Source organism: Streptomyces sp. NPDC091682, assembly GCF_044756625.1.
Taxonomy (GTDB): Bacteria; Actinomycetota; Actinomycetes; order Streptomycetales; family Streptomycetaceae; genus Streptomyces.
On the sequence record NZ_JBIVTH010000006.1, the window covers coordinates 94,910 to 120,273 of the forward strand.

The following is a 25,364-nucleotide window of genomic DNA, read 5'->3' on the forward strand; positions in this document are numbered from 1 at the left end:
CCCTAGACGTCCCGGCGGCCGACGAACACGTACGAGGCGGCCACCGCGCTGCCGGTGACCAGCACGATGAGCGTCACGTGCGAGAGGCTGCTCGGATCCGGGCCCAGGTCGCCGCCCCCTGGCAGGCCGAACAGCGTCATCAGCGCCACCGGCACGTTGTGCTGCAGGATCATCCGGCCGGCGGGCGCGACGGCCTCCCAGACGGAGAGCATGGCCCCTATCACCGGCGGCAGGGTGACCAGGCCCAGCATGACGGCGATCCCCCCGGCGGAGTGCCGCACGAGCGAGCCGATGGCGAGCGCGAGCACGCCGAGCAGGGTGACGTAGCCACAGCCGAGCAGCGCCCCGAACCACTCGCCGGCCGCGTGCGGGCCGGAGGCGGTGCCGCCGCGCACGACCGCCGCGGTGATCCCGACCACGAAGACCGACAACGCGGTGGTGGCGAAGGCCACCATGCTGAAGACGAGGTACTTCGCGGTGAGCACCCGGAAGCGGTCCGGGGCCGCCGTGAACGTGGTCCGCACCAGCCCGGTGCCGTGCTCCGAGCTGATGGTCAGCACCCCGAGGACGATCACCGCGAGCTGACCGACCAGCAGGCCGAAGAGGGCGGGCGTGGTGAAGTTGATGTCCGTGTAGTCCCCGTCCGCGGTCTGCGCGACGACCGTCAGGCCGACGCCGACCACGGTCAGCACGAGCGAGCCCAGCGTCCACAGGGTGGAGCGGAGCGAGACCAGCTTGGTCCACTCCGAGGCCATGGCGTGCCCCAGGTGCGGCCGCGGCGTGGCGAGGGGAGAGCTGTAGCTCCCGGGCTGCTCCGCCGTCGGGGTCGTCGGGGTCATCGGGTGTCCTCGGGGGTGTGCGGGGTGGTGTCCCTGGCGGTGCTCGCCAGCTCGCCCGGCTCGCTGGGCATCAGGAAGGGCTGCCCGCCCGCCCCGGGCGGCGGGGGCGCGAAGAAGCCGGTCTGCGGGACGTCGGGGGCCGCCGCCGCCTCCGCCTCCTCCTCCCAGGCCGGGACGGAGGGCGGCTCGGGTTCCCACAGCTCGGCACGCGGGTCGTCGGTGGAGGTGTACTCGACGGTGGACTGGGTCATCCGCATGTACGCCTCCTCCAGCGAGGCCCGGTGCGGCGACAGCTCCCACAGTCGTACGCCGGTCTCGTGCGCGAGGTCGGAGATGCGCGGTAGCTCCAGGCCGGTCACGCGCAGTGCTCCGTCGGGCTCCTGGAGGACCCGGCCGCCCGCCTTGGCCAGGGCCGTACCCAGCGCGTCCCGGCCATCAGGATCAGTGTCGGCCGTGCGCACCCGAGCGAATCCGGCCGAGTTGTGCGCGATGAACTCCTGCGTACCCATGTCGGCCAGCAGCCGCCCTCGACCGATCACGATCAGGTGGTCGGCGGTCAGCGCCATCTCGCTCATCAGGTGGGAGGAGACCAGGACGGTGCGGCCCTCGGAGGCGAGGCGGCGCATGAGGTTGCGGACCCAGAGGATGCCCTCGGGGTCGAGCCCGTTGACCGGCTCGTCGAACAGCAGCACCTGCGGGTCGCCGAGCAGGGCGGTGGCGATGCCGAGCCGCTGGCCCATGCCGAGCGAGAAGCCCTTCGTGCGCTGCCGGGCGGCGTCCTGGAGGCCGACCACGGCCAGCACCTCGTCCACCCGCTTCTCCGGGATCCCGGAGAGCTGGGCGATGGACAGCAGGTGGGTTCGGGCCCGGCGACCGCCGTGCACGGCCTTGGCGTCGAGCAGGGCCCCGACGTGTCGCTGGGCGTTCGGCAGCTCCCGGAAGGGCCGGCCGTTGATCGTGACATGACCGGACGTGGGCCGGTCCAGGCCGACGATCATGCGCATGGTGGTGGACTTCCCGGAGCCGTTGGGCCCCAGGAATCCGGTGACGTGCCCCGGCTTGACCTGGAAGGACAGCTGGTCGACGGCGGTCTTGGCGCCGAAGCGCTTGGTCAGGCCGACTGCCTCGATCATCTTTCTGCCCCTTACCAGGCCGGGACGACTTTCGCCGGCGTAAGGGTTAAGAGGATAACGAGGTTCCCGCGGTTCCGTCCCGGCCGAATCCCTGAGCTGCCCCTGAGGTGGGCCCGGGGATCCCCCTTAGTACGCGGGTGGGAGGTCAGGCGTCCCTCTTGCGGAGGACGGCGTAGCCCCCGAGTACCGCGGCCAGCGTCCAGAGGAGCATGATCCCGAAGCCGCCCCAGGGGCCGTAGGGGGTCTCGAAGGTGCCCAGCGCGTTCGGCACGACCTGCATGATCCTCTCCCCGGCGTTGCCCGGCAGGTACTGGCCGACCGTACGCGTCGCCTCGAAACCCACGAGGAGGTTCGAGACGATCAGGAAGAACGGGACCAGGACGCTGATGGCGGCGACCGAGCTGCGCAGCATGGTCGCCACGCCCATGCAGAAGAGGGCCAGCAGCGCCAGGTACAGTCCGGCGCCGGTCACGGCGCGCAGCACGCCCTCCTCGCCGATCCCGATGCGGAGGTCACCGAGGAGCGCCTGGGTGAGGAAGAACGACGTGAAGCTGGTCAGCAGCCCCACGGCCAGGGCCAGCGCCGTCGCGACCGCCATCTTGCCGAGCAGGAAGCGCTCCCGGCGGGGTACGGCGGCCAGTGAGGTGCGGATCATGCCCGTGCTGTACTCGGTGCTCACGACCAGCACGCCGAAGACGATCATGGCGAGCTGTCCGAGCTCCATCGAACTGAGGCTCGTCGAGGTGGGGTCGAAGGCGGCCCGTTGGGTCGCGTCCAGCGTCTTCGGGTCGAACGTGGCGCTGAACAGCGCGGCGAACCCGACGGTGACGAGGAAGACGAGGGCGAGGGTCCAGCTGGTGGAGGCGACCGTGCGGATCTTGGTCCACTCGGACGCCAGGACGGCGGTGAAGGCCATGCTCACTCACCGGCCTTGCGCGTCGCCCGGAAGCCGGCGCCCCAGGCGGGGACGTCGGCCGGCCGGGCCGGGGCGTCGGCAGCCGTGCCCGGTGCGTGGGCGTGGTACTCGACGGAGTCCGCCGTCATGCGCATGAACGCTTCCTCCAGCGAAGCCCGCTGCGGGCTGAGCTCGTGGAGCACGATCCGGTGGTGGGCGGCCAGCTCGCCGAGCTGCTCCGCACTCGCGCCGTCGATCTCCAGGGTGCCGGTGGCGGGAACGCTGACGGCGTTGATCCCGGCCTCGTGCAGGACGTCCTTCAGCCGCTCCTGCTGCGGCGTGCGCAGCCGGACGTAGCTGCGCGAGTTCTGCCGGATGAAATCGGCCATCGGTAGGTCTGCCAGCAGCTTTCCCTGTCCGATGACGACCAAATGGTCTGCGGTCAGCGCCATTTCGCTCATCAGGTGGGAGGAGACGAAGATCGTCCTCCCCTCCGCCGCCAGGCCCTTCATCAGATTGCGGATCCAGAGAATTCCCTCGGGGTCCAGGCCGTTGACCGGTTCGTCGAACATCAGGATTTCCGGGTCACCCAGCAATGCGGAGGCGATTCCAAGCCGTTGGCTCATTCCGAGCGAAAAACCTTTGGGCTTCTTCTTCGCCACGGCCGTCAGGCCGACCAGATCCAGCACTTCATCGACCCGTTGTCGCGGGATGCGGTTCGATTGGGCCAGGCAGAGAAGGTTGTTGTATGCATTTCGGCCACCGTGCATGGCCTTCGCGTCGAGTAGCGCCCCGACGTGCTTCAGCGGTTCCGGCAGGTCGCGGTAGTGCTTCCCGTAGACCCGGACCGTGCCGCTGGTCGGGGTGTCGAGGTCGAGCATCATGCGCATGGTCGTGGACTTGCCCGCGCCGTTGGGGCCGAGGAAACCGGTCACCGCCCCCGGTCGGATCTGGCAGCTGAGGTGGTCGACGGCGGTCGTCGTACCGAATCGTTTCGTGAGGCCCTCAAGCTCGATCATGCGGCCACGCTAGAACGCCCGAGGGCCCTACGCCACCGCAAAAGGTGACATAGGGCCCTCGATCGGGCGTGCGACGGGTGCTGCGTGCCGCCCGGCGGAAATCAGCGGCTCTGCTGAGCCGGCACGCCGCGGGTCACGGGCTCGTCGTCCACGATCGGGTTGGCCGCCGCGACGGCCGCACCGGTGAGCGTCGCCAGCATCTCGCGGACGTTGGTCAGCTGCGCGTTGATCGAGTCGCGGCGGTTGGTGAGCGCCGCCAGCTCGCGCTCGGACTCGCTGCGGATGCGGTCCGCCTTGGCGTTGGCGTCGGCCACGATGTCCTCGGCCTGGCGCTGCGCGGTCTCCACGGTCTGCCGGGCCCGGCGCTCGGCGTCCGTACGCAGCTTCTCGGCCTCCAGGCGCAGCTGCTCGGCGCGGTGCTCGATCTCCGCGAGGCGCTTCTCCGCCTTGGCCTGACGGGAGGCCAGGTCGCGCTCGGACTGCTCGCGGCGCTTGGCCAGGTTGGTCTCGAAGTCCGCGGCGGCCTGGGCGGCCTTCGCGCGGGTCTCCTCGAAGAGGGCGTCGGCCTCCTCGCGCTTGGAGGCCGCGTCCTTCTGGGCCTCGGCGCGCAGGGTGGCGGCGTCGCCCTTGGCCTTCTCGACGATGCGGACGCCCTCGTCCTCCGCCTTCGACTTGCGGTCGGCCGCGAACGACTCGGCGTCGTTGCGCACCTGCTGGGCGGCCGACTCGGCGAGCTCACGGTGCTGCTCCGCCGCGCGACGGGCCTCCTCGCGCAGGTCCTTCGCCTCCTCCTCGGCCAGCCGCAGGATCTTCTCGACCCGGGCGCCGAGACCGGCGTACGACGGCTCCGCGTCGGTCACCTGGGCCTGGGCGTTCTGCGTTTCGAGGTGCAACTCCTCGATCCGCTTTTCCAGAGAGTTGATACGTCCAAGGGCGCTGTCGCGGTCGGAGACCAGCTTGGTAATGCGGTCGTCCACCTGACCACGGTCGTAACCACGCCGCACGAGCTCGAAGCCGAAGGGGGAGGAAGTGTCGCTCATGGGGTTCCTGTCGAATGAGACCGATGAGGTGCTACGTGAGGTGTTAGGGGAATCCTAGGCGCCCAGACGGCGTGTCATCGAGTCAATCCGCGTTTGATCTGGACAATGACACCCCTTTTGAGTGGCAAGGCGGCAGAATGCTTGTCACCCGTTCGCCTGAACCTTCATCAGGTGCACACACCTCGGAGCATTTGGCTACCCCTCCGACGACTTGCCACCCGAACGAGTGGATCCCGCAGTCACTCCGGCCTTCACGCCCCCCGTGCCCTGGCTGCCGACCGCCGGCTTTCCGCCGCCCGAAGGCGCCTCGAATGACTCCAACGCCTCAAGAACGTCCTGGACACGGGAGATCTCCCCCTGAATGTCCTGCCGCCTGCGGACGAGGACCTCCAGCTCGCGGCGGCCCTCCTCGACGAGGCGCTCGGCCTCCGCCTTGGCCTCGGCGAGCGCGCTCTCGGCCTCCCGGGCCAGCTCCGCCTTCTTCTGCTCGGCCTCCTTGAGGAGCGCCTCCGCCTTGCGGACCGCCGCGATGCGCACCTTGCTCGCCTCGCTGCTCGCGTCCGACACCAGCTCCTTGGCCTTCGCCTCGGCCTCGACGCTCTGCTCCGTCGCCGCGCGCACCAGCTTGTCCACGCGCTCGCCGGCCGACTTCATCTGCTCCGCCGACTCCCGGCGGGCCCGCTCGTGCAGCTCCTCGACCTCGCCCTCGACGCGGCCGCGCAGCTCCTCCGCCCGTTCCCTTATGGCAGCCGCGTCCGTGCGCGCGCCGACCAGCAGCTCGTTCGCGTCCGTACGGGCCTTCTCCACCATGGAGTTGCCCTCGACGGTCGCCTCGGAGGTGATCCGCACGGCCTCCTTGCGGGCCGCGTCGACCATCGCGTCGGCCTGCTCCTCGGCCGCCGTGGTGGCGGCGAGGGCCTGCTTCTGCGCATCGGCCGTGAGCTTGTCGGCTTCCGCCGCGGCCTCGGTGATGAGCCGGTCGACCTGCTCCGCGGCCTCGGTGCGGCGCTTGTTGGCCGCCTCGCGCGCCTCGTCGAGCAGCCGCTCGGACTCGGCACGGGCCTCGCTGCGGGTGCGCTCCGCCTCGGCCGCAGCCTGGGCCTTGACCCGCTCGGCCTCCGACCGGGTGCGGGTCGCGTGCTCCTGCGCCGAGGACAGCGCCTCCGACGCGTCCGCGCGCAGCCGCTCGGCCTCGCCGGCCGCCTCGCCGACCGTGCGCTCGTTGTCCTTGCGGGTCTGCTCGGTGAGCTTCTCCGTCTCGGAGATGGCCTCGGTGACGAGCCGGTCCGCCTGCTCGGCCGCCTCGGTGCGCAGCCGGTTCGCCTCGGCGCGCGCCTCGTCCAGCGTCTGCTCGGCATCGCGCTCGGCGCCCGCCAGGGTCTCGTTCGCCGCGGCCGTGACCCGATCCGCCTCCGCGGTGGCCTCGCCGATGATCCGGCCGCCCTCCGCACGGGCTTCGTCCAGCACCTGGGCCGCCTCGGCGCGCAGCCGGTCGGCCTCCGCCGTGGCCTCGCCGACGGTGGCCGCGTTGGCCACGCGGGTCTCGTCGATCAGCCGGTCGCCCTCGGCGCGCGAGTCGACCATGATCCGCGCGGCGTCGCGCTCGGCGCTCGCGAGGGTCTCGGCCGCCTGCGCCTTGAGCCGGGTCGCCGCGGTGGTGAGCCGCTCGGCCTCCAGCGTCGCCTCGCCGACGGTCACCGCGTTCGCGGCGCGGGTCTCGTCGGTGAGCCGGTCGGCCTCCGCCGCGGCCTCGCTGATGAGCCGGTCGACCTGCTCCGCGGCCTCGGTACGCAGCCGGTTGCCCTCGGCCCGAGCCTCGTCCAGGCTGTTGGCGGCCTCGGTGCGGACGGCCTCGGCGGCCTCGGCCGCCTCGGCGGTGATCCGTTCGGCCTCCGCCGTCGCCTCGGCCGTGATCCGGGCGCCCTCGGCGCGGGAGGCCTCCAGGGACTCCGCCGCCTCGCCGCGGATGCGGTTCGCGTCGGCCCGGGCGTCGGCCCGGGTCCGGGACGCGTCCCGCTCGGAGGAGGCCAGCGCGTCCGTGGCCTCCGTACGCACCCGCTGCGCGTACTCGGCGGTGTCGCTGCGCAGCTGCTCCGCCTCGGCGATGGCCTCGGCGACCGTACGCTCCGCCAGTGCCTTTGCCGCGTCCGTCTCGGCCCGCGCCTCACTGCGGACCCGGTTGGCGTCCTCGGTGGCCCGCTCCCGCTCCGCGTAGGCGTCGCTGCGGACCCGGCCGGCCTCTTCCTCGGCCTCCGTCTTCGTGCGCTCCGCCGCGTGTTCGGCGGCGTTGCGCAGTCCGGCGATCTCTTCCTCGGCCTGCTCGTGCAGCCCGGCCACGGAGTCCCGTACCTGCTGGGCGGTGGCCTCCGCAGCAGAGACGACCTCCGACGCGCGCCGCTCGGCCTCCTCGGTCAGCCAGACCGCCTCGGCCTGCGCCTCCTCGGAGCGCTTGCGGGCCTGCGCCAGCAGTTCCTCGCTCTGCTCGCGGGCCTGCGCCCGCTCGTTGTCCGCGTCGGTGCGTGCCGACGCCAGGGTCTCCTCGGACTCCCGGCGGCGCCGGGCGGCCTCCTCCTGTGCGGCGGCCAGCGCCTCCGCGGCCTCTTCGGCGACCCGCTCGGCGGCGGCCTTCGCCTCCGCGCGCAGCCGGTCCGCGGTCTCCTGGGCCTCCGAGCGCACCCGTTCGGCCTCGGCCTCGGCCTCACCGCGCAGGCGCACGGCGGACTGCTCGGCCTCGGCGCGCACCCGGCCGGCGTCCTGCGCCGCTTCGGTGCGCAGCTGGTCGGCCTCGACCTCCGACTGCGCCTGCAGCGTGCGGATCCGCTCCGCCGCCTCGGCACGCAGCCGGTCGTTCTCCTCCGTGGTCTCCCGGCGGATGTTCTCCGCCGCACCACGGGCGTCACGCAGCGTCTGCTCGGCCGTCGTCAGCCGGGTCTCGGCCTCCGTGTGCAGCCGTACGAGCTCCTCGTCGGCCTCCGCCCGCTTGGCGGCCAGCGCCTGCTCGGTCTCCTGGCGCCGGGCGGCGGCAGCCGCGTCCGCCTCGGCCCGTACGCCCTCGGCCTGCTCCTCGGCCTCGGTGCGCAGCCGCTCGGCCTCGGCGCGGGTCCGCTCCAGGGTCTCCTCGGCCTGCTTGCGCAGCATGCCGGCCCGCTCCACGGCCTCGGCGCGCACCCGCTCGCTCTCGGCGGTCGCGCCGCCGCGCAGCTCGTCGGCGTCCGCCTTGGCCTTGCCGAGCAGTTCCTCGGCGGTCCGGGCCGCCTCCTCGATCTGCTGGACGGCCTCACGGCGGGCCTCGCCGCGGATCCGCTCGCCCTCGGCGACGGCCTCGGCGCGCAGCTGCTCGGCCTCGCCGCGCAGCCGCCGGGCCTCCGACTGGAGCTCGACCGTACGGGCCCGGTACTCCTCGGTGTCGTCCTTCGCCGCGCCCTTGAGCTCGTCGGCCGTGGCCGCCGCCTGCAGGCGCAGCCGGTCGGCCTCGGTCTCGGCCTCGCGGCGGATCCGCTCGGCCTCCTCGGACGCGGCCCGGGTGGTGGCCCGGGCGTCCTCCGAGGCCTTGTTCAGTACGTCCTCGGCGGTGCGGGCGGCCTTCGCCAGCTGCGCCGCCATGTCCTCGGCCGCAGCCGTACGGGCCTGCTCGCCGGCCTCGGTGCGCTGCCGCTCGGCGTCCGCGCGGGCGTCGGCCAGGACCTGCTCGGCCTCCGCCTTGAGGGCCTCGGCCTCCTTGGTGGCCTCGCCGACCAGCCGGGCGACCTGCTCCTTGGCGGTGCGGGTGCGCTGCTCGTTGACCGACTCCGCCGACGTCAGCTGCCGGGTGGCGCTCTCCTTCGCCTCCGCGAGGAGCTTTTCCGCCTCCGCGCGGGCCCCGCGCAGCGCGGAATCGGCTTCCTGCACGCGGGATTCGGCGATCCGGCCGAGGTCCAGGGTCTGCTGGCGGGTGTGCTCGGCCTCGGCGCTGGTGGTGGAGCGCAGCCGTTCCGCGTGCTCACTGGCCTCCTGGGCCTGCGCGGACGCGGCGGTCAGCAGCCGCTCGGCCTCCTTGCGGGCGCGCAGCAGCGTGGCCTCGGCCTCCGCACGAGCGGTCTCGGCGTCCCCGGCCATCCGGCGCCGGGTCTCCTCGGCGATCCGGGCGGCTTCCGCGCGGGCGGCGTTCAGCGACTGCTCGGCCTCGGCGCGGGACTCCTCCATGAGCCGGCGGGCCTGGGACTCCGTACGGGCGCGCAACTGCTCGGCCCAGGCCACGTTCTCGTTGACGTGGGCCTCGACGGTCTGGCGCCGCTCGCCCAGCTCCTGGTCCAGGCGCTGGCGGCGGTTGACGGCCTCGGCGTGCAGCTCGGCCTGCAGGCGCGCCTGGTGCTCGGCGTGCTCCTGGAGGATGCGCTGGGTCTGGGCCCGGGCGTCACGGAGCTCGCGCTCCGCGTCGGAACGCATCTGGTCGGCCTGGATCTGGGCATTGCGGAGCAGCTGCTCCGCTTGGTACCCCATGTCCGCGCCGTCGTAGGCGGGTCGGGACGCAAGAGCGCGTCGTACCTCGTGAAGCTTGGCCCGCAACACCTCGACCTGGTACCCCAGGTCCTCAGCGTGCTGGACGGCCTTCCCGCGCTCCTTCTTCAGCCGCTCCATCTCGGCCTCGAAGCGCGAGAGATGGTCGGCCTCGGCCTGATAGCTCTCCTGGCTTTCGTAGCCCCGCACAGCGCGGTCCCATCCGTCCCCTGGTCGCAAGCTCACTTCCAATGAGCATCGCTCGCCCGCTGAACGACGCCCCCGGGGGAATGGTGTCAGATACCGGGGCAGGGGTCACAGGCCCCGACCCCGTCTCCGCACCGAACCCCGGCCGAGCCATGGCCACTCTACCGGCCGGGGAATCGGGCCATCAGTGGTCCGTCAGTGCTCGGGGTTCGAGGTGACCAGTTCGGTGAGGACTCCGTGGCAATCCTTGGGGTGCAGGAAGGTGATGGAGGAGCCCATGGAGCCGGTGCGGGGCTGGTCGTAGAGGACGCGGACGCCCTTGCCGCGGATGGCTTCGGAGTCCCCCTGGACGTCCTCGGTGCCGAAGGCGATGTGGTGGACGCCCTCGCCGTTCTTGGCCAGCCATTTGCCAACGGCGGAGTCCTCGCGGGTGGGCTCCAGGAGCTGGAGGTACGAGGCGCCGCCGTCGGACGTCTCGTTGATCTTCAACATGGCCTCGCGGACACCCTGCTCCTCGTTGACCTCGGAGTGGAACACCTCGAAGCCGTACGTGGCACGGTAGAACTCGACAGTCTTGTCCAGGTCGAAGCAGGCGATCCCGATGTGGTCGATTCTTGTCAGCATGGTGACAGTGCACCGCCGAAGGGGGCCGTCACGCAACGTGCGCGCGATCACACCGGCAGCCCGATGACCGCTGCGGTACCGCCCAGTACATTCACGTAAACCCTCGTTCACTCCTCATCCAAGGGGCTGTGCCTCATGTCCGGATCGAACAACACCACTTCTGTGATCGTCGCCGGGGCCCGCACGCCCATGGGGCGGCTGCTCGGCTCGCTGAAGTCCTTCTCGGGTGCCGACCTCGGCGGCTTCGCCATCAAGTCCGCGCTGGACCGGGCCGGGATCTCCGGCGACCAGGTGCAGTACGTGATCATGGGCCAGGTGCTGCAGGCCGGCGCGGGCCAGATCCCCGCCCGCCAGGCGGCGGTCAAGGCCGGCATCCCGATGAACGTGCCCGCGCTCACGATCAACAAGGTGTGCCTCTCGGGCCTGGACGCGATCGCGCTGGCCGACCAGCTGATCCGCGCCGGTGAGTTCGACATCGTGGTCGCGGGTGGTCAGGAGTCCATGACCAACGCCCCGCACCTGCTGCCCAAGACCCGCGAGGGCTACAAGTACGGCGCCGTCGAGATGCTGGACGCGATGGCCTACGACGGCCTCACCGACGCCTTCGAGAACATCGCGATGGGCGAGTCCACCGAGAAGCACAACACCCGCTTGGGCATCGAGCGCGCGCCGCAGGACGAGTTCGCCGCCGCCTCGCACCAGCGGGCCGCGGCCGCGCAGAAGAACGGCGTCTTCGAGGCCGAGATCGTGCCCGTGGAGATCCCGCAGCGCAAGGGCGACCCGGTGATCTTCTCGGCGGACGAGGGCATCCGCCCCGAGACCACCGTGGAGTCCCTCGGCAAGCTGCGTCCGGCCTTCGCCAAGGACGGCACGATCACCGCCGGTACCTCCTCCCAGATCAGCGACGGCGCCGCCGCCGTGGTCGTGATGAGCAAGGCGAAGGCCGAGGAGCTCGGCCTGGAGTGGATCGCCGAGATCGGCGCCCACGGCAATGTGGCCGGTCCCGACAACTCGCTCCAGTCGCAGCCGTCGAACGCGATCCTGCACGCGCTGAAGAAGGAGGGCCTCGAGGTCTCCGACCTGGACCTCATCGAGATCAACGAGGCCTTCGCGGCGGTCGCCGTGCAGTCAATGAAGGACCTCGGCGTGACCCCGGAAAAGGTGAACGTCAACGGTGGCGCCATCGCCCTGGGGCACCCGATCGGCATGTCCGGCGCCCGTGTGGTGCTGCACCTGGCGCTGGAGCTGAAGCGCCGCGGCGGCGGCGTCGGCGCGGCCGCCCTGTGCGGCGGCGGCGGTCAGGGCGACGCGCTGATCGTCCGCGTCGCCAAGTAGGCACGCCAGGCCGCCGGGCCCCGATGCGGGGGCCCGGCGGACCCTCTTCCCCGGGCCCGGTGGCCCGCACGCATCCCGTACGAGAACCGAGGAGCGCAGCACGTATGACGGCGGTGGACGTCCCCCAGCTGGTGGCCCAGGCCCGTGAGGGCCGGCCGAGAGCGGTGGCCCGGCTGATCTCGCTGGTCGAGGGGGCGTCCCCGCAGCTGCGCGAGGTGATGGCCGCGCTGGCCCCGCTGACGGGCGGTGCGTACGTGGTGGGGCTGACGGGGTCGCCGGGCGTCGGCAAGTCGACCTCGACCTCGGCGCTCGTGTCCGCGTACCGCAAGGCCGGCAAGCGGGTCGGCGTCCTCGCCGTCGACCCGTCCTCGCCCTTCTCGGGCGGGGCGCTGCTCGGCGACCGGGTGCGGATGTCGGACCATGCCTCGGACCCCGGGGTCTACATCCGATCCATGGCCACCCGCGGCCACCTGGGCGGGCTCGCCTGGGCCGCCCCGCAGGCGATCCGGGTGCTGGACGCGGCCGGCTGCGAGGTGATCCTGGTCGAGACGGTCGGTGTCGGACAGTCGGAGGTGGAGATCGCCTCGCAGGCCGACACCTCGGTGGTGCTGCTGGCCCCCGGCATGGGGGACGGGATCCAGGCCGCCAAGGCGGGCATCTTGGAGATCGGTGACGTCTACGTGGTCAACAAGGCGGACCGGGACGGCGCGGACGCCACCGCCCGGGAGCTGAACCACATGCTGGGCCTGGGCGAGGCCCGGGGCCGGGACGACTGGCGGCCGCCGATCGTGAAGACGGTCGCGGCCCGCGGCCAGGGCATCGACGAGCTGGTCGAGGCGCTGGAGAAGCACCGGGCGTGGATGGACGAGCGCGGCGTGCTGGCCCAGCGCCGGGCGGCCCGGGCGGCCCGGGAGGTCGAGACGATCGCCGTGACGGCGCTGCGGGCGCGGATGGCGGACGTGCACGGGGACGCGCACCTGGGCGCTCTGGCCGCGAGGGTGGCCGTGGGCGAGCTGGACCCGTACGCGGCGGCGGACGCGCTGCTGACGACGTTGACGGAGGCGTAGGCCAGGCGTAGGACTCGAAACACCGGGCCGGGCCCCGGCAGGGCGCGTGCGGCGCCGCTGCCGGGCCCCGGCCCCGGTGCGTCAGGAGTTCTCGTCCGAGTCCGAATCGGAGTCGGAGTCGGAGTCCGAGTCGGACTGTGCGGTGACCTTGCCAGTCGTGGGGTCCACGGACCCGTTCCACGTCTTGCCGTCGGAACCCTTGACCTCGACGTGCCAGTACGGGGCCTTGCCGTTGTCACCGGAGTCCCATTCGACGGTCCACGTCGTGCCCGGGTGGGCGGCCACGGCGGCCTTGGCGGCCTGTGCCGCGGTGATCTTGGCCGCGATCAGCCCCTTGTGTTCGCCGGGGTTCTCGTCGGTGTCCACGTTCTGCCGGGAGACCTTGCCCGTGGCGGCGTCGACCTCCAGCTCGGCGTGGCCCTTGCCGTCCTTGGTGATCACGTCCACGTGCCAGACGTTGCCGTCGCGGTCGAGGGACTCGACGACGCCGGGGTAGTCCTTCAGTGCGGCGGCGAGGGCTTGCTCGGCCGTGACGTCGGCCTTGGCGGCGGCGGCCGCGGGGGCGGTTCCCGCCAGGTCGGCGGAGACCGCGGCGGCGGTCGCCGCGGGGCCCGCGACCAGCAGGGCCACGGACGCGGCCGCTGAGACGAACACGTTGCGCTTCATGGGCTGGACCTCCTCAGGCCGGCCCACGGACACAGGGCCGGCAGCGAGCGTTCCCCGCCATTGTCGGGCCGATGGCCGTCCGGGGCGCGGCGAGCCCGTGGGGCCCAGCGCTGCCCGGACGGCCCCGGCCTCAGACCTTGCCGCGGTTGTCGCGCAGGTGCTCCGCGACCGGGGTCAGCGAGGCGCGCAGCGCCGCCAGGGCCTCCGGCGGCAGCAGGTCGATGAAGTGCCGGCGGACGGACGCCACGTGGTGCGGGGCGACGCGTCGCATCGTTTCCATGCCCTCGTCCGTGAGCACCGCGAACAGGCCGCGGCGGTCGGACTCGCAGTTCACCCGGCGGACCAGACCGGCCGTCTCCATGCGCGTGATCTGGTGCGACAGCCGGCTCTTGGACTGCAGCGTGGCGGTCGCGAGATCGCTCATCCGCATCCGGTGGTCCTGCGACTCCGAGAGGTTCACGAGGATCTCGTAGTCGTTGTTGGTGAGCCCGAAGGGCTGGAGATCCTTTTCCAGCTGGTGCATCAGCAGCCGGCTGACGTCCAGGTGGGTGCGCCAGGCGCACTGCTCGGCGTCGGTCAGCCAGGGGGTCCCCCCGGGCGGAGTCTGGGGGAGGGCGGCCGTTTCGGTCTCCATGGTCTCCATGAATGAACTCTACCTAAAAAGTTGAATTGCGTACAAAAATCTCAGGTCGGGTGGGTCACAGTCCGAGGCGGCGCTGGAGATCACCCAGCTGCCCCGGCATCCGCGGCACACCCAGCTGCCCCATCGGACCCTGACCGGCCCCGGGAACGCCCTGTGCGTTGCCCGTGGCCGCCCCGGCACCGACCGCGCCGATCGCCTGCTCCGCCATCAGCATCTCCGACGACTGGAGCAGCACCGTCCCCGCACCGACGAACTCGAACTGGTGCTCCTCGCCCGAGCTGCCGCCTATGCCGGTCAGCGAGCGCAGTCCGCCCATCACACCCGTCATGTAGCCGTGATCGTAGTGGTGGCACGGCGAGGGGCAGTCCGCCCAACCCACCAGCGCCTGCGGGTCCACGCGCAGCGGCGGCTCCATGAACACCACCGGTCCGTTGGACGCCGCCACGAACTTCCCGGTTCCGATCAGCGTCAGGAAGCCCGGGACGATCGACTGCTTGAGGGCGAGCGAGGGCTGGTACGCGAGCAGGTTGCCCGACCGGATCGTCAGGTTGCCGTTGTCCAGGTCGTACGAGTTCACGTCGAAGGCCCGGTCGGCCAGCAGCATCTTGCCCGAGCCCTCGGCGACCACCCAGTCACTGGCGTGCAGCGGCGAGTGGAAGCTGGTGCGCAGCAGGCGGTCGAAGCGGCCGTTGCCGATGCCGTTGAACTCGATGTGCCCGTAGTACGAGATCATCTTGCCCTTCTGCAGGAACCACTGGTTCCCCTTGAGCTCCACGCAGAAGGTGTACGCGTTCACGTTGTCGTCGGAGGGCAGCGTGTACGGGTCGTAGACCGTTGGACTGCCAGCGCCGCCCGGTCCGCCGGTCACGGGGCCAAAGTTCACAGCTTCTCCTCGGAGGCCTGTACGTACACCGCGCCCTGGCCGGACAGCTCCAGCTGGAACGCCTCGCCCGAGCCGCGCCCCACCATGTCCCGCCAGCCGAGCGCGGTGGAGAGCTTGTTGCGCACGTCACCGTGGTGGGCGACGTACGCCTGCGGGTCCACGTGGATCGGGCGCTGCGGGGTGATCGGCAGTTCTATGACCCCGCCGTGGGCCATCACGGCGACGGAGCCGTGGCCCTTGAGCGTGGTGGTGAAGAGGCCCTGGCCGGTCACCTGGCCGCGGACCATGCCCATGACCCCGCCCTGGGAGCCCATGAACATCGTGCCCTGCTGGAGGGCGCCGTCGAAGGCGAGCAGCCGGTCGGCCTCGACGTAGAGCGTCTCGCCGGTCAGGTTGATGACCTGGATGTGGTGGCCGCCGTGGCCGAACATCACGGTGCCGCTGCCCTCGACCGCCATCAGCGGGGTTTGCTCGTTCGCCACCCGGCGCCCGATCATGCCCATGACCCCGCCCTGACCGCCCGTCAGGCTCGGGGTGAAGGAGACCTCGCCGCGGTACGCGAGCATGGCGCCGCGCTGGCTGTACATCTTCTGACCCGGGATCACCTGGGCCTCGACCATCTTCGAGTTGATCTCGCGGAACGGCATCAGATGTCGCCCCCGACGGTGTTGCGCTCGCTGGGCTGCACGTAGACCAGGCCCTCGCCCTCGAAGCGGATCTGGAACGCCTCGCCGGAGCCCTCGCCGATGAGTGTGCGGAAGTTCACACCGGACTGGAAGGACTGCTGGAGGTTGCCGGTGTGCGCGATGTACGCACCGGGGTCGACGGACAGCGGGTACTGGGCGCTCACGCGCAGCACCACGGCCGGGCCGTCGGACATGATCGCGGCCTGGCCCGAGCCCTCGACGGTGGTGGTGAACAGGCCGTTGCCCGTCGTCGCACCGCGCAGGCCGGTGAAGGTGGTGCCGGTGCGCAGGCCGGCGTCGGTGCACAGCAGGTTGCTGGACTCGACGTAGAGCTTCTCGCCGCGCAGGTTGACCAGGTTGATCTCGCTCGCGCGGTCGGCGAAGAAGCAGGTGCCGTGCCCCTGCACTTCCATCACTGTCATCTGTTCGCCGGTCAGCCGGCGGGTCACCATGCCGCGGAGGCCTTCGCCGCCGCCGGTCATCTTCTTGAAGGCCATCTGCCCGTCGTACGCGACCATGGAGCCGTTCTTCGCTTTCACGGCGTCCCCGGTCAGGTCGACGGCCAGCACCTTGCTGCCTTGGAGTCGGAACTGAGCCACGGGGAGACGTTATCGGCAGCGGGCGAACCCGAACAGGGCCTCGTGGCTGATATATGCCACACCCAGGAGATATCGGTGCGACCGTACGGGGTACCGGACCTCCCGCGCGGGCCGCGGTGGGGGAGGGGCCGGGTCAAGATCCCGTAAAGCGGCTGAGACACTGGGAAGGACCCTGGCCTCCACCCCGAAGGTTCCACGTGGACATCAAGACCGCCTCCGCCCTGCACCGACTGCGCCTCGTCTCCGTTCCGGAGGCGCTGTCGTTCCCGGCCCTGCTGATCTTCGGTTCGCTGCTGAGCCGGATCTCGGACATCGACTACCTGATGATGCCGCTCGGCGCCATCCACGGGATCCTGTTCGTCCTGTACGCGGTCTTCCTGCTGGACGTCTGGAACAAGGCGAAGTGGCCCTTCAAGAAGGCCCTCCTCTTCTTCGCGCTCGCGCTGGTGCCCTTCGGCGGGTTGTACGGCGACAAGCTCCTCAAGCGCGACGAGGCCGACAGCGTCGTCGCGGCCCGTGCGCGCGAGGCGGCCGACGCATGATCGTCGCGTTCTCGGTCACCCCGCTGGGGGTCGGCGAAGAAGTCGGCGAGTACGTCGCCGACGCGGTGCGGGTGGTCCGCGAGTCCGGGCTGCCGAACCGCACCGACGCGATGTTCACCACCGTGGAAGGCGAGTGGGACGAGGTCATGGACGTGGTCCGGCGTGCGGTGGCGGCCGTCGAGGAACGGGCGCCGCGCGTCTCCTTCATCCTGAAGGCCGACATCCGCCCCGGGGTCCACGACGGGATCACCTCCAAGGTCGAGACGGTGGAGCGGCACCTGGCCGAGGGCTGAGCCGCCCTCACCGGTCCTCGTCCCACCGGTACTTCCGAAAGCGCCCCCGGCCCACAGCGGGCCGGGGGCGCTTTCGCATGCCCCGGGGAGCTGGACGGGCGTGTCTTGAGCGAGCGCTCAACTTCCCCTAAGGTGCCGGTTGAGCGATCGCTCAATTCGCGGCACGGGGGGGCGATGGGCCTGTACGTCGAGACGCGGATCCGGGTCGGCATGGACGAGCTGTGGGAGCGCAGCCAGGACCCGGCGCAGCACCAGCGGTGGGACCTGCGCTTCACCTCCATCGACCACCTCCCGTGCGCCGAGGGCGAGCCCCAACGGTTCCGGTACGCGACCCGCGTGCTGCCGTTCCTCTCCGTCGAGGGGACCGGGATCTCCGCCGGGGAACGCCACCGGTCCGACGGCAGCCGGGTCTCGGCCCTGCGGTTCGCCTCGGAGCACCCGCTGTCGTTGCTCGCCGAGGGCAGCGGGTACTGGCGCTACGTCCCGGGCCCCGACGGGATCCGCTTCCTCACCGGCTACGACTACCAGCCGCGCTGGGGTCGCTTCGGCGCCCTCGCCGACCGGCTCGTGTTCCGCCCGCTCATGGGCTGGGCCACGGCCTGGTCCTTCGACCGGCTGCGGCTGTGGTGCGAGCGCGGGACCACCCCGGGCCGCGCGCTCGCCCGTGCGATCGGCGAGGGCGCGCTGCGCGTCCTGCTGTCCGTGGCCGCCCTGCTGTACGCGCCGCTACCGGCCGCCCTGCTCGTCCTGGCCGCCGCCCTGCTGCTGCCGCCGCTGCCCGGCACCCCGGCCGCCCGCCGCTGCCTGCGCACCCCGCCCGGCCGCACCCCCGCCCGCGCACCCCGCCTGCTGAGCACCCTGGAGCCGTCGTGACCTCCATCTTCCGGGCCCACATGGGCGCCGCGTTCGACCGCCTGCACCCGCAGATCCAGCGCCGCTTCTCGGTGGGGCTCGCGAGCGGCGAGGGCTGCATCGGCCGCGGCACCATGGAGCGGATCTGGCACGGCCCCGCTTACGTGAAGCCCTTCCTCCGGCTCGGTGGCGTACGGAACATCCTGGTGCCGCACGAGGGACGGAACGTCCCCTTCGTCATCGAGAACCTCCCCTACCTCGACTCCTTCGGGCGCGAGACCGTCACCTTCGTACGGACCTTCCAGCTGCCCGGCGGAGCCCACCGCTTCGACGCCACGATGGTCCACAGCCCCGAACGCGACTGCGTCCTCGACTACCTGGGCACCCACCAGCACCTCGCCAGCGACCTCCACATGAGCGCCGAGCCCGACGGCTCGCTGCTCATCCGCTCCGGCGAACACCGCTTCCGCGAGGGCCGCATCGACGTCCGTGTCCCCGACCTCATCGGCGGCGACGCCGAGGTCCGCGAGTCCTTCGACGAGACCACCGGCCGGTTCCGGATCCGGGTACGGGTGGTCAACCGCCGCTTCGGACCGCTCTTCGGCTACGAGGGCACCTTCACCGCGCAGTACGTCGACGCCCGCGACCGGTGGGCGAGCGGGCTCTGCGGCGACCTGCGCCCGGTCCGCGAGGAGGTCCGGGCATGAGCGCCGCCACCAAGGAGAAGCTGCTCGAAGGGGCCCTGCGCACCGTGGCCGAGCAGGGCATCGCCAAGGCCTCCGCCCGTACCGTCGCGGCCACCGCCGGGGTGGGACAGGGCCTGATCTTCTACCACTTCGGCTCGGTGGACGAGCTGCTCGCCGCGGCCTGCCGGTACGGCGCCGAGCAGCGGGTGGCCCGCTACCGCGACCGGCTCGCCGCCCTGGGCAGCCTCGCCGAGCTGCTGGAGTTCGCCCGCGCCATGCACGAGGAGGAGCGGGCCGCCGGGAACGTCGCCCTGCTCGGGCAGCTACTGGCCGCCGGGCAGACCTCGCCCGTCCTGGCCGCCGCCACCGCCGACGGGCTCGGGCTGTGGATCGCGGAGCTGGAGGAGGTCCTCACCCGGCTGCTGTCGGCGACCCCGCTGGAGGGGTATGCCGACCCGGCCGGGCTGGCCCGGGCCACGGCCGCCTCGTTCATCGGCATCGAGCTGTACGAAGGGGTGGACCCGGGGGGAGCCGGCAGCGCGTTCGCCGCGCTGGAACAGCTCGCCGGGCTGGCCGCCGTGCTGGAGGGCCTCGGCTCCCTGAGCCAGCGCGTGGTGCGCCACGGCCTGCGGCGCGGCACCCGCTGACCCGGGGGTGCCTTGCCAATCGGGTCGGGCTCGCGGTGGCCGCGCCGACCCCGCCGGTCGCGCACGTCACCCGTACGGCCCTGTGGCCCCGGACCTGAGGAAGGACCGCCCGGTCGGCCGATCCCCGTTCGACACGACCGGGTCCGTCACCTTTCGTGGGGGTACAGGCCTCGGGATCGAGCACCGGGAGGGACCGTGGCGCCGGAAGGCTTCGACTACGAGACGCACAGCCGCCTCGCCGGTCCGTTCGCGCAGCCGGCTCCCGGCCCGGGCGGCGTCCACCGGGTGGAGTACCGCTCCCTCCTCTCGCGCGAGGAGGTCCGCACCCGAATACGGGCGATCGCCCTCATGACGCTCGCGCCGGTGGCCGCGGCCGGACTGCTGCTCTACCTGGTCTGGCCCACCCACTGGACCGTCCGGGAGGGCGCCGCCCGCTGGCTGGTCGTCTGCGATGCCATGATGCTCTGCTCCGTCGCGTTGATCATGCTGTTCACGCTGGTGAACGTGGTGTCGATCGCGCACGCCACGATGGCCGCCCGCGACCCCGTCCCCGTACCGCCCGAGCCCGGTACCCGCGTCGCGTTCCTGACGACCTACGTTCCCGGCAAAGAGCCCCTCGCCATGCTGCGGGCCACCCTCCGGGGCGCGCGGCGCGTCCGCCACGACGGGCGGCTGGACGTATGGCTCCTGGACGAGGGCGACGACCCCGAGGCCCGGGCGCTGTGCGCGAAGCTCGGCGTACGGCACTTCACCCGCAGGGGAGTGCCCGAGTGGAACACGAAGAAGGGCCCCCACCGGGCGAAGACCAAGCACGGCAACTACAACGCCTGGCTGGAGCGGCACGGCGACGACTACGAGTTCTTCGCCTCCGTCGACACCGACCACGTCCCCCTCCCGAACTACCTGGAGCGGATGCTCGGCTTCTTCCGCGACCCCGACGTCGCCTTCGTCGTCGGCCCGCAGGTCTACGGCAACTACACCGAGGCCGTCACCAAAGCCGCCGAGTCCCAGCAGTACCTCTTCCACGCCCTGATCCAGCGCGCCGGCAACCGGTACGGCGCCCCCATGTTCGTCGGCACCAACAACACCGTACGGATCAGCGCCCTGCGACAGGTCGGCGGGCTCTACGACTCCATCACCGAGGACATGGCCACCGGCTTCGAGCTCCACCGCCGCAAGAACCCCGCCACGGGGCGGTTCTGGCGTTCCGTCTACACCCCCGACGTGCTGGCCGTCGGCGAGGGACCCGCCTCCTGGACCGACCTCTTCACCCAGCAGCTGCGCTGGTCGCGGGGCACCTACGAGACCCTGTTCAAGCAGTACCGCAAGGGCCTCTTCACGATGCCCGCCGGGCGCCGGCTCAACTACACGCTGATGCTCGTCTACTACCCGATGACCGCCGTGAACTGGCTGCTCGGCGTCCTCAGCTGCGCCCTCTTCCTGTGGTTCGGGGCCTCCGGCACCCAGGTCTCCTCCAAGGTCTGGCTGATGCTCTACGCCGACGCGGCCGCCCTCCAGGTGGGCCTCTACCTGTGGAACCGCCGCCACAACGTCTCCCCCCACGAACCGGCCGGCTCCGGAGGTGTCGCGGGCATGGCCCTGTCCGCGGTCTGCGCGCCCGTCTACCTCAGGTCACTCGGCTCGGCGGTGCTGCGCACCGAGGGCCGTTTCGTCGTCACCCCCAAGGGCGGCGACGCCAGCCCCGACCGGCTGATGACCTTCCGCATCCACCTCTTCTGGGCCGCCGTCCTGATCGTCTCGCTCCTGGCGTCCGTCTACTTCGACCACACGCACGTCGCCATGCGCGTCTGGGCGGTGCTGGCGCTGGCCATCGCGCTCGCCCCGGTCGCCGTGTGGTGCATGACGCGCGGCCGGACGGGACCCGGGGGCGCGGCGGACCCGGGCTCCGAGCCGGGTGAGGAGCCGGCGTACGTCCGGGCGACAGGAGGGAACTGAGCATGGACTACCGGCCGTCGAAGAAGTTCAAGAAGTCCGCCCTGGGCGCCGCCGCCGTGCTGGTGCTCGTCGCGCTCAACGCGCCCGCCGCGATCTCCTTCGCCGAGGACAAGTACCACGCGTACAAGATCGGGCAGACCAGCTACCGGATCCAGTACGGGTCGTGGGACCTCATCGGGCTCCCCGAGGAGTACCGGATCAACGCCATGCACGCGGCCCTCCTGCACACGGGCAAGGTGCTGCTCATCGCCGGCAGCGGCAACAACCAGAAGAACTTCGACAAGGGAACCTTCGACACCGTCCTGTGGGACCCGAAGGACGACAGCTTCAAGAAGATCCCGACACCGGAGGACTTCTTCTGCGCCGGGCACAGCCAGCTGCCCGACGGGCGGCTGCTGGTGGCCGGTGGCACCGCCCGGTACGAGGTCCTCCACGGGAAGGTCACCCGCGCGGGCGGCCGGATGCGGGTCAAGAACGAGAACCCCGACAAGATCGTCAAGCTGCGCAAGGGCACCCGGTTCCGCTCTCCGTCCGGGGTGGAGTACGAGGCGAAGTTCGACGTGGTCGTGCCGAAGGCCGAGAAGAAGTTCGAGATCACCTACGGACGCGGCGGGCAGGTCATGCCGTGGCGCACCACCGTGGTCGCCGCCGAGTCGCGGGTCTTCGTGGAGGCGGTGAAGCCCGGCGCCGAGGGGCTGACGACGGAGGCCGCGCAGTACGAGGTGGTCGGGCTGACCGGCAAGGACGCCGACAACGTCTACGGGCTCGCGGAGCGGCTGAGCGCCGACAAGCAGGACTTCCAGGGCATCAAGTCGGCGTACGAGTTCGACCCGGTGGCGGAGAAGTACCTGCGCGTCGACCCGATGAGCGACGCCCGCTGGTACCCGACCCTCGTGACCCTGGAGGACGGGCGGGTGCTCGCGGTCTCCGGGCTCAACGACGTGGGCGACGTGGTGCCCGGCGACAACGAGTACTACGACCCGCGGACGAAGAAGTGGTCCAAGGCCCCCTTCCACTACTTCCCGACCTATCCCGCGCTCTTCCTGATGCAGAGCGGCAAGCTCCTCTACACCGGCTCCAACGCGGGCTACGGTCCGAAGACCAAGGGGCGCGAGCCGGGCGTGTGGGACCTTGCGACCAACGAGTTCAAGAAGGTGGGCGGGCTCGCGGAGCCGGACCGGCTGGAGACCTCCGCCTCGCTCCTGCTGCCGCCCGCCCAGGAGCAGAAGGTGATGGTCCTCGGCGGCGGCGGGGTCGGCGAGTCCAAGCTCTCCTCCAGCCGGACCGCGATCGTGGACCTGAAGGAGGAGAATCCGGTCTTCCGGTCCTCGGCGCGGCTGCCGCGCGCCACCCGCTACCTGAGCAGCGTGCTGTTGCCGGACGACTCGGTCTTCACCACGGGCGGCTCCGCCGACTACCGCGGCCGCGGCGCCAGCGACATCCACAAGGCGCAGTTTTACTTCCCGCGCACCGACTCCTTCGTGGCCGCAGCCGATCCGACCGTGGGCCGCAACTACCACTCCGAGGCGCTGCTGCTGCCCGACGGGCGCGTGGCGACCTTCGGCTCGGACCCGCTCTTCGCCGACAAGGACAACACCAGGCTCGGGAAGTTCGAGCACCGGCTGGAGGTGTACTCGCCCCCGTACCTCTACCGCGGCGAGGACCGGCGGCCCGTCCTGGGCGAGGGGCCGAAGGAGTTCGACGCGGACGGGCGGGCTACCTTCGCCGCCGCGCACCCGGAGCGGATCGAGCGGGCCCGCCTGATGCGGCCGAGCGCGGTCACGCACACCACGGACGTGGAACAGCGCTCGATCGAACTCGGGCTGACCAAGACGGACGACTCGGTCACGGTCGAGGTGCCGCAGGATCCGACGCTGGTGCCGCCGGGCTGGTACATGCTGTTCGTGACCGATGGCGACGGGACGCCCTCGGTGGCGAAGTGGCTCCGGGTCGAGGCCCCGCAGCCGGCGGCCCCGTAGGAGCTGTCCGGCCGGTCGCGCAGGGCCCGACCGACGGGACACCCCCCGTCATTCCCTGGCGCGGCGGGCCAGCCCCAGGGCGTAGTCCGGCCACCAGGTGCCGGCGGACGGGCCGCCGCGGCAGGTCCCGTCGGACTCGCCGGGCCGCTTGACCCAGAGGTACGCGTCGACGAGCGGGTCGCCCGTCTTGTCGGTCGGCGGCGCCCCGAGCGCCCGGCCCGGCGGATTGCACCAGGCCTGGGTGCGGTTGCCGGGCAGCGGGCCGTCGCCGTTGCGGCTGGTGTCGATGACGAAGTGCTTGCCGCTGGTGCCCTTGGAGATCTTGGCGCCGTAGGCCCGGGCGGCCGCGTCGGGCTGGAAGTTGGAGACGTTGAGGGCGAAGCCGTCGGCGCGGTCGAGGCCCGCCTTGAAGAGCGGGTCGACCAGGTCCATGGGGTTGGGGATCCAGGCCGGGTTGCCGGCGTCCAGATAGACCTTGGTGTTGGGGTTCTTCTTCAACCGGTCGACGGCCTCGGAGAGCAGCTGGTAGCGCTCGGCGTGGTGCTCGGGCCGGGTGCAGCCGTCGATGATGTGCGCGATGGCGTCCGGCTCCAGGACGACGACGGCCTTGGTGTCCTCGATGTTGTCGGCGAAGGCGCCGATCCAACTGCGGTAGGCCCGGGCGTCGGGGGCGCCGCCTGCCGAGTGCTGACCGCAGTCCCGGTAGGGGATGTTGTACGCGGCGAGCAGCAGGGTCCGCCCGGTGGCCCGGGCTCCCGCCCTGGCCCGGCGGATCTCGGGGCCGGGGTCGCCGCCGGGTCCCCACAGGGTGAGAGGGCGGTCCGCGATCCTGCGCAGCACCTGGGCGTCGCTGTTGCGGCCCGCCGCCTCCCAGGCCGCGACCTGCCGGGCGGCGTCGCTGTGCGGGTCCACCCAGAACGGGGACTCCTCGGCCGCGACGATGGCGGAGGGCGCCGCGGGCGTGACGGCGGGGGTCCCCGGCTCGGGTGCGGGCTCGCCGCCGCAGGCGGGGGCCGCGGCGAGGAGCGCGAGGAGGCCGAGGACGGGGGCGGTGGTGCGAAAACGCGGCCTGTGAGCGGCGGGGGGCATCCGGCTTCCTCGGGACGAAGGGTCGGGCAGCGGAGCGAGATACCGGGATATGTTGACATGTCGGATAGTTGGCATGGCTGTGCGACACCGGCGGCAGGTGCGGGCGGGCCGAGCCGGCCGGGCAGGGCGGACGAGCCGGCCGGGTAGGGCGGACGAGGTCGCCGAGCTGGTCGGCCGGGCTCAGGGGGCCGGGTCGCCCGTGGTGAGCGCGATCGCCAGCGGGGTGCGCTCGTAGCGGACCTGGCGGCCGTGGCGTGCGGAGATGAGCAGCCCCGCCGCCCGCAGGACCCCCAGATGGGCCGAGACCGTGGACGGGGCCAGACCGAGCCGGTGGGCCAGCGCCGTGGTGGAGGCCGGTTCCTCCAGCGCGCACAGCACCTCGGCCCGGGCCCGGCCCAGCAGCTGGGCGAGCACGTCCGGGGTGTTCTCCCGGGCCGGGGTCCACAGAGCGCCGATGCCGCGGGCCGGGTAGACGATGGTGGGCTGCCAGGGCGCGTCGAAACCGCCCGCGATCCCCGGCCAGATGAAGGCGCTCGGCATCAGGAGCAGTCCCCGGCCGCCCAGGACGCGCTCGTGGTGACTGGTGGGCCGGTCGATGGTCAGGGTCAGGGAGGCGGCGTCCCAGGAGAGGCTCGGGTGCAGCCCGTCGAAGAGGGACTGCAGACCGCCGGCCGCGAGGCGGCGCGAGTGGAAGAGGATGTCCGCCTCCAGCAGGGCCCGCAGCCGCGGCCAGTGCGGCTCGATCAGCACGCTCCAGGACCGTTCCAGCAGATCGGCCAGGTCCCGCACGGCCCGGGCCGGATCGGCCAGCAGCGACCGGCCCAGGTCGCTGTCGAGGGCGCCGGGTGTACAGGCCAGCGACTGGCGGATGTCCTCGCGCGCCAGGTCCGGATCCGCCCCGCGGATCAGCGCGATCTCCTCCTCGAAGGAGACCCCGGGGCCGCTGGGCGGCGGGCCGATGAAGTCCGCGCTGTGCCCGTGGTGCGGCATCAGCAGCCACAGCGGCCGCAGGTCCAGCCCGTCGGCTGCGGCGCGGATCCGCCGCAGCCAGGGCAGGTGGTAGCCCTGCCGGTCCGGGCGGTTCAGGGTGCGGACCGCCTCCTGCGTCTCCCATGCGGGCGAGAGCGCGAAGCGGCACCGCAGCAGGTCCTCGTGCCCGAAGTAGTGGTGCAACCCCATCCCGGCGCTCCCTCCCCTTCCCCGTCCCG

At 71.9% G+C, this 25,364-nt stretch carries 23 protein-coding genes; 9 read left to right on the forward strand and 14 right to left on the reverse strand.

The genetic code is table 11. From position 1 onward, the window contains the following. Positions 1–2: 2 nt before the first annotated feature. The 7 genes from ACIQK6_RS15770 to mce form a co-directional block, all read right to left on the reverse strand. Positions 3–839, reverse strand: coding sequence for an ABC transporter permease (locus tag ACIQK6_RS15770; protein WP_329098993.1), 837 nt, complete (start codon positions 837–839; stop codon positions 3–5). Beyond that, positions 836–1,972 carry an ABC transporter ATP-binding protein gene (locus ACIQK6_RS15775; RefSeq protein WP_329098992.1) on the reverse strand — a complete coding sequence of 379 codons (1,137 nt, stop codon included), beginning with the start codon at positions 1,970–1,972 and terminating at the stop codon, positions 836–838. The genes ACIQK6_RS15770 and ACIQK6_RS15775 overlap by 4 nt, the downstream gene beginning before the upstream one ends. Before the next feature lie 145 nt (positions 1,973–2,117). After that, on the reverse strand, positions 2,118–2,888 hold the full coding sequence (locus ACIQK6_RS15780) for an ABC transporter permease (protein WP_329098991.1): 771 nt from the start codon (positions 2,886–2,888) through the stop codon (positions 2,118–2,120). A 2-nt stretch (positions 2,889–2,890) separates the two neighbouring features. Next, entirely contained in the window at positions 2,891–3,886 is a 996-nt protein-coding gene (locus tag ACIQK6_RS15785) for an ABC transporter ATP-binding protein (RefSeq protein ID WP_329098990.1), read from the reverse strand. Positions 3,887–3,987: 101 nt separating this feature from the next. Beyond that, positions 3,988–4,926, reverse strand: coding sequence for a cellulose-binding protein (locus ACIQK6_RS15790; RefSeq protein ID WP_266605029.1), 939 nt, complete (start codon positions 4,924–4,926; stop codon positions 3,988–3,990). Positions 4,927–5,121: 195 nt separating this feature from the next. After that, positions 5,122–9,612: a polarized growth protein Scy gene (scy, locus tag ACIQK6_RS15795; RefSeq protein ID WP_402694963.1), complete on the reverse strand. Its 4,491-nt coding sequence runs from the start codon at positions 9,610–9,612 to the stop codon at positions 5,122–5,124. 192 nt (positions 9,613–9,804) lie between these two features. Next, a complete protein-coding gene (mce, locus tag ACIQK6_RS15800; protein ID WP_008738238.1) occupies positions 9,805–10,233 on the reverse strand; it encodes a methylmalonyl-CoA epimerase in 429 nt (142 codons plus the stop codon). A gap of 135 nt (positions 10,234–10,368) precedes the next feature. On the opposite strand from mce, the gene ACIQK6_RS15805 reads away from it, so the two are divergent. Continuing rightward, positions 10,369–11,568 (forward strand): acetyl-CoA C-acetyltransferase, encoded by a 1,200-nt coding sequence (locus ACIQK6_RS15805; protein WP_329098988.1) that lies wholly within the window; start codon positions 10,369–10,371, stop codon positions 11,566–11,568. 104 nt (positions 11,569–11,672) lie between these two features. Continuing rightward, positions 11,673–12,635: a methylmalonyl Co-A mutase-associated GTPase MeaB gene (gene meaB / locus ACIQK6_RS15810; protein ID WP_402694964.1), complete on the forward strand. Its 963-nt coding sequence runs from the start codon at positions 11,673–11,675 to the stop codon at positions 12,633–12,635. Positions 12,636–12,716: 81 nt separating this feature from the next. Here the strand turns inward: meaB and ACIQK6_RS15815 are convergent, their stop codons facing one another. The 5 genes from ACIQK6_RS15815 to ACIQK6_RS15835 all read right to left on the reverse strand — a co-directional run bounded on the left by ACIQK6_RS15815 (position 12,717) and on the right by ACIQK6_RS15835 (position 16,112). Further along, a complete protein-coding gene (locus ACIQK6_RS15815; protein ID WP_329098986.1) occupies positions 12,717–13,301 on the reverse strand; it encodes a PepSY domain-containing protein in 585 nt (194 codons plus the stop codon). 130 nt (positions 13,302–13,431) lie between these two features. Further along, complete coding sequence (locus ACIQK6_RS15820) at positions 13,432–13,935, reverse strand: MarR family transcriptional regulator (protein ID WP_329107631.1); 504 nt, start codon at positions 13,933–13,935, stop codon at positions 13,432–13,434. A gap of 64 nt (positions 13,936–13,999) precedes the next feature. Further along, a complete protein-coding gene (locus ACIQK6_RS15825) occupies positions 14,000–14,812 on the reverse strand; it encodes an AIM24 family protein (protein WP_402695027.1) in 813 nt (270 codons plus the stop codon). A gap of 11 nt (positions 14,813–14,823) precedes the next feature. Then, the gene (locus tag ACIQK6_RS15830; protein ID WP_402694965.1) at positions 14,824–15,474 is read right to left on the reverse strand and encodes an AIM24 family protein; all 651 of its coding nucleotides are present in this window, start codon (positions 15,472–15,474) and stop codon (positions 14,824–14,826) included. Further along, positions 15,474–16,112, reverse strand: a complete 639-nt coding sequence (locus tag ACIQK6_RS15835; protein WP_030009698.1) for an AIM24 family protein — start codon at positions 16,110–16,112, stop codon at positions 15,474–15,476. Before ACIQK6_RS15835 ends, ACIQK6_RS15830 begins: the two co-directional genes overlap by 1 nt. A gap of 197 nt (positions 16,113–16,309) precedes the next feature. Here ACIQK6_RS15835 and ACIQK6_RS15840 point away from each other — a divergent pair, with 197 nt between their 5' ends. The 7 genes from ACIQK6_RS15840 to ACIQK6_RS15870 all read left to right on the forward strand — a co-directional run bounded on the left by ACIQK6_RS15840 (position 16,310) and on the right by ACIQK6_RS15870 (position 23,067). Then, positions 16,310–16,654, forward strand: a complete 345-nt coding sequence (locus ACIQK6_RS15840) for a DUF3817 domain-containing protein (RefSeq protein ID WP_329098985.1) — start codon at positions 16,310–16,312, stop codon at positions 16,652–16,654. Then, entirely contained in the window at positions 16,651–16,947 is a 297-nt protein-coding gene (locus tag ACIQK6_RS15845) for an MTH1187 family thiamine-binding protein (protein ID WP_150259427.1), read from the forward strand. The genes ACIQK6_RS15840 and ACIQK6_RS15845 overlap by 4 nt, the downstream gene beginning before the upstream one ends. 174 nt (positions 16,948–17,121) lie before the next feature. Beyond that, a complete protein-coding gene (locus ACIQK6_RS15850; RefSeq protein WP_329098984.1) occupies positions 17,122–17,820 on the forward strand; it encodes a hypothetical protein in 699 nt (232 codons plus the stop codon). After that, positions 17,817–18,506 (forward strand): DUF4166 domain-containing protein, encoded by a 690-nt coding sequence (locus ACIQK6_RS15855; protein ID WP_329098983.1) that lies wholly within the window; start codon positions 17,817–17,819, stop codon positions 18,504–18,506. Before ACIQK6_RS15850 ends, ACIQK6_RS15855 begins: the two co-directional genes overlap by 4 nt. Next, entirely contained in the window at positions 18,503–19,132 is a 630-nt protein-coding gene (locus ACIQK6_RS15860) for a TetR/AcrR family transcriptional regulator (protein WP_329098982.1), read from the forward strand. Before ACIQK6_RS15855 ends, ACIQK6_RS15860 begins: the two co-directional genes overlap by 4 nt. A gap of 195 nt (positions 19,133–19,327) precedes the next feature. Continuing rightward, the gene (locus tag ACIQK6_RS15865) at positions 19,328–21,088 is read left to right on the forward strand and encodes a glycosyltransferase family 2 protein (RefSeq protein WP_402694966.1); all 1,761 of its coding nucleotides are present in this window, start codon (positions 19,328–19,330) and stop codon (positions 21,086–21,088) included. 2 nt (positions 21,089–21,090) lie between these two features. Then, positions 21,091–23,067 (forward strand): galactose oxidase-like domain-containing protein, encoded by a 1,977-nt coding sequence (locus ACIQK6_RS15870; RefSeq protein WP_402694967.1) that lies wholly within the window; start codon positions 21,091–21,093, stop codon positions 23,065–23,067. 48 nt (positions 23,068–23,115) lie between these two features. Here ACIQK6_RS15870 and ACIQK6_RS15875 read toward each other — a convergent pair whose 3' ends face one another. After that, positions 23,116–24,156 carry a glycoside hydrolase family 6 protein gene (locus ACIQK6_RS15875; RefSeq protein ID WP_329098979.1) on the reverse strand — a complete coding sequence of 347 codons (1,041 nt, stop codon included), beginning with the start codon at positions 24,154–24,156 and terminating at the stop codon, positions 23,116–23,118. A 180-nt stretch (positions 24,157–24,336) separates the two neighbouring features. Then, positions 24,337–25,335, reverse strand: coding sequence for a DUF5937 family protein (locus ACIQK6_RS15880; protein ID WP_329098978.1), 999 nt, complete (start codon positions 25,333–25,335; stop codon positions 24,337–24,339). Between the last annotated feature and the right edge of the window lie 29 nt (positions 25,336–25,364).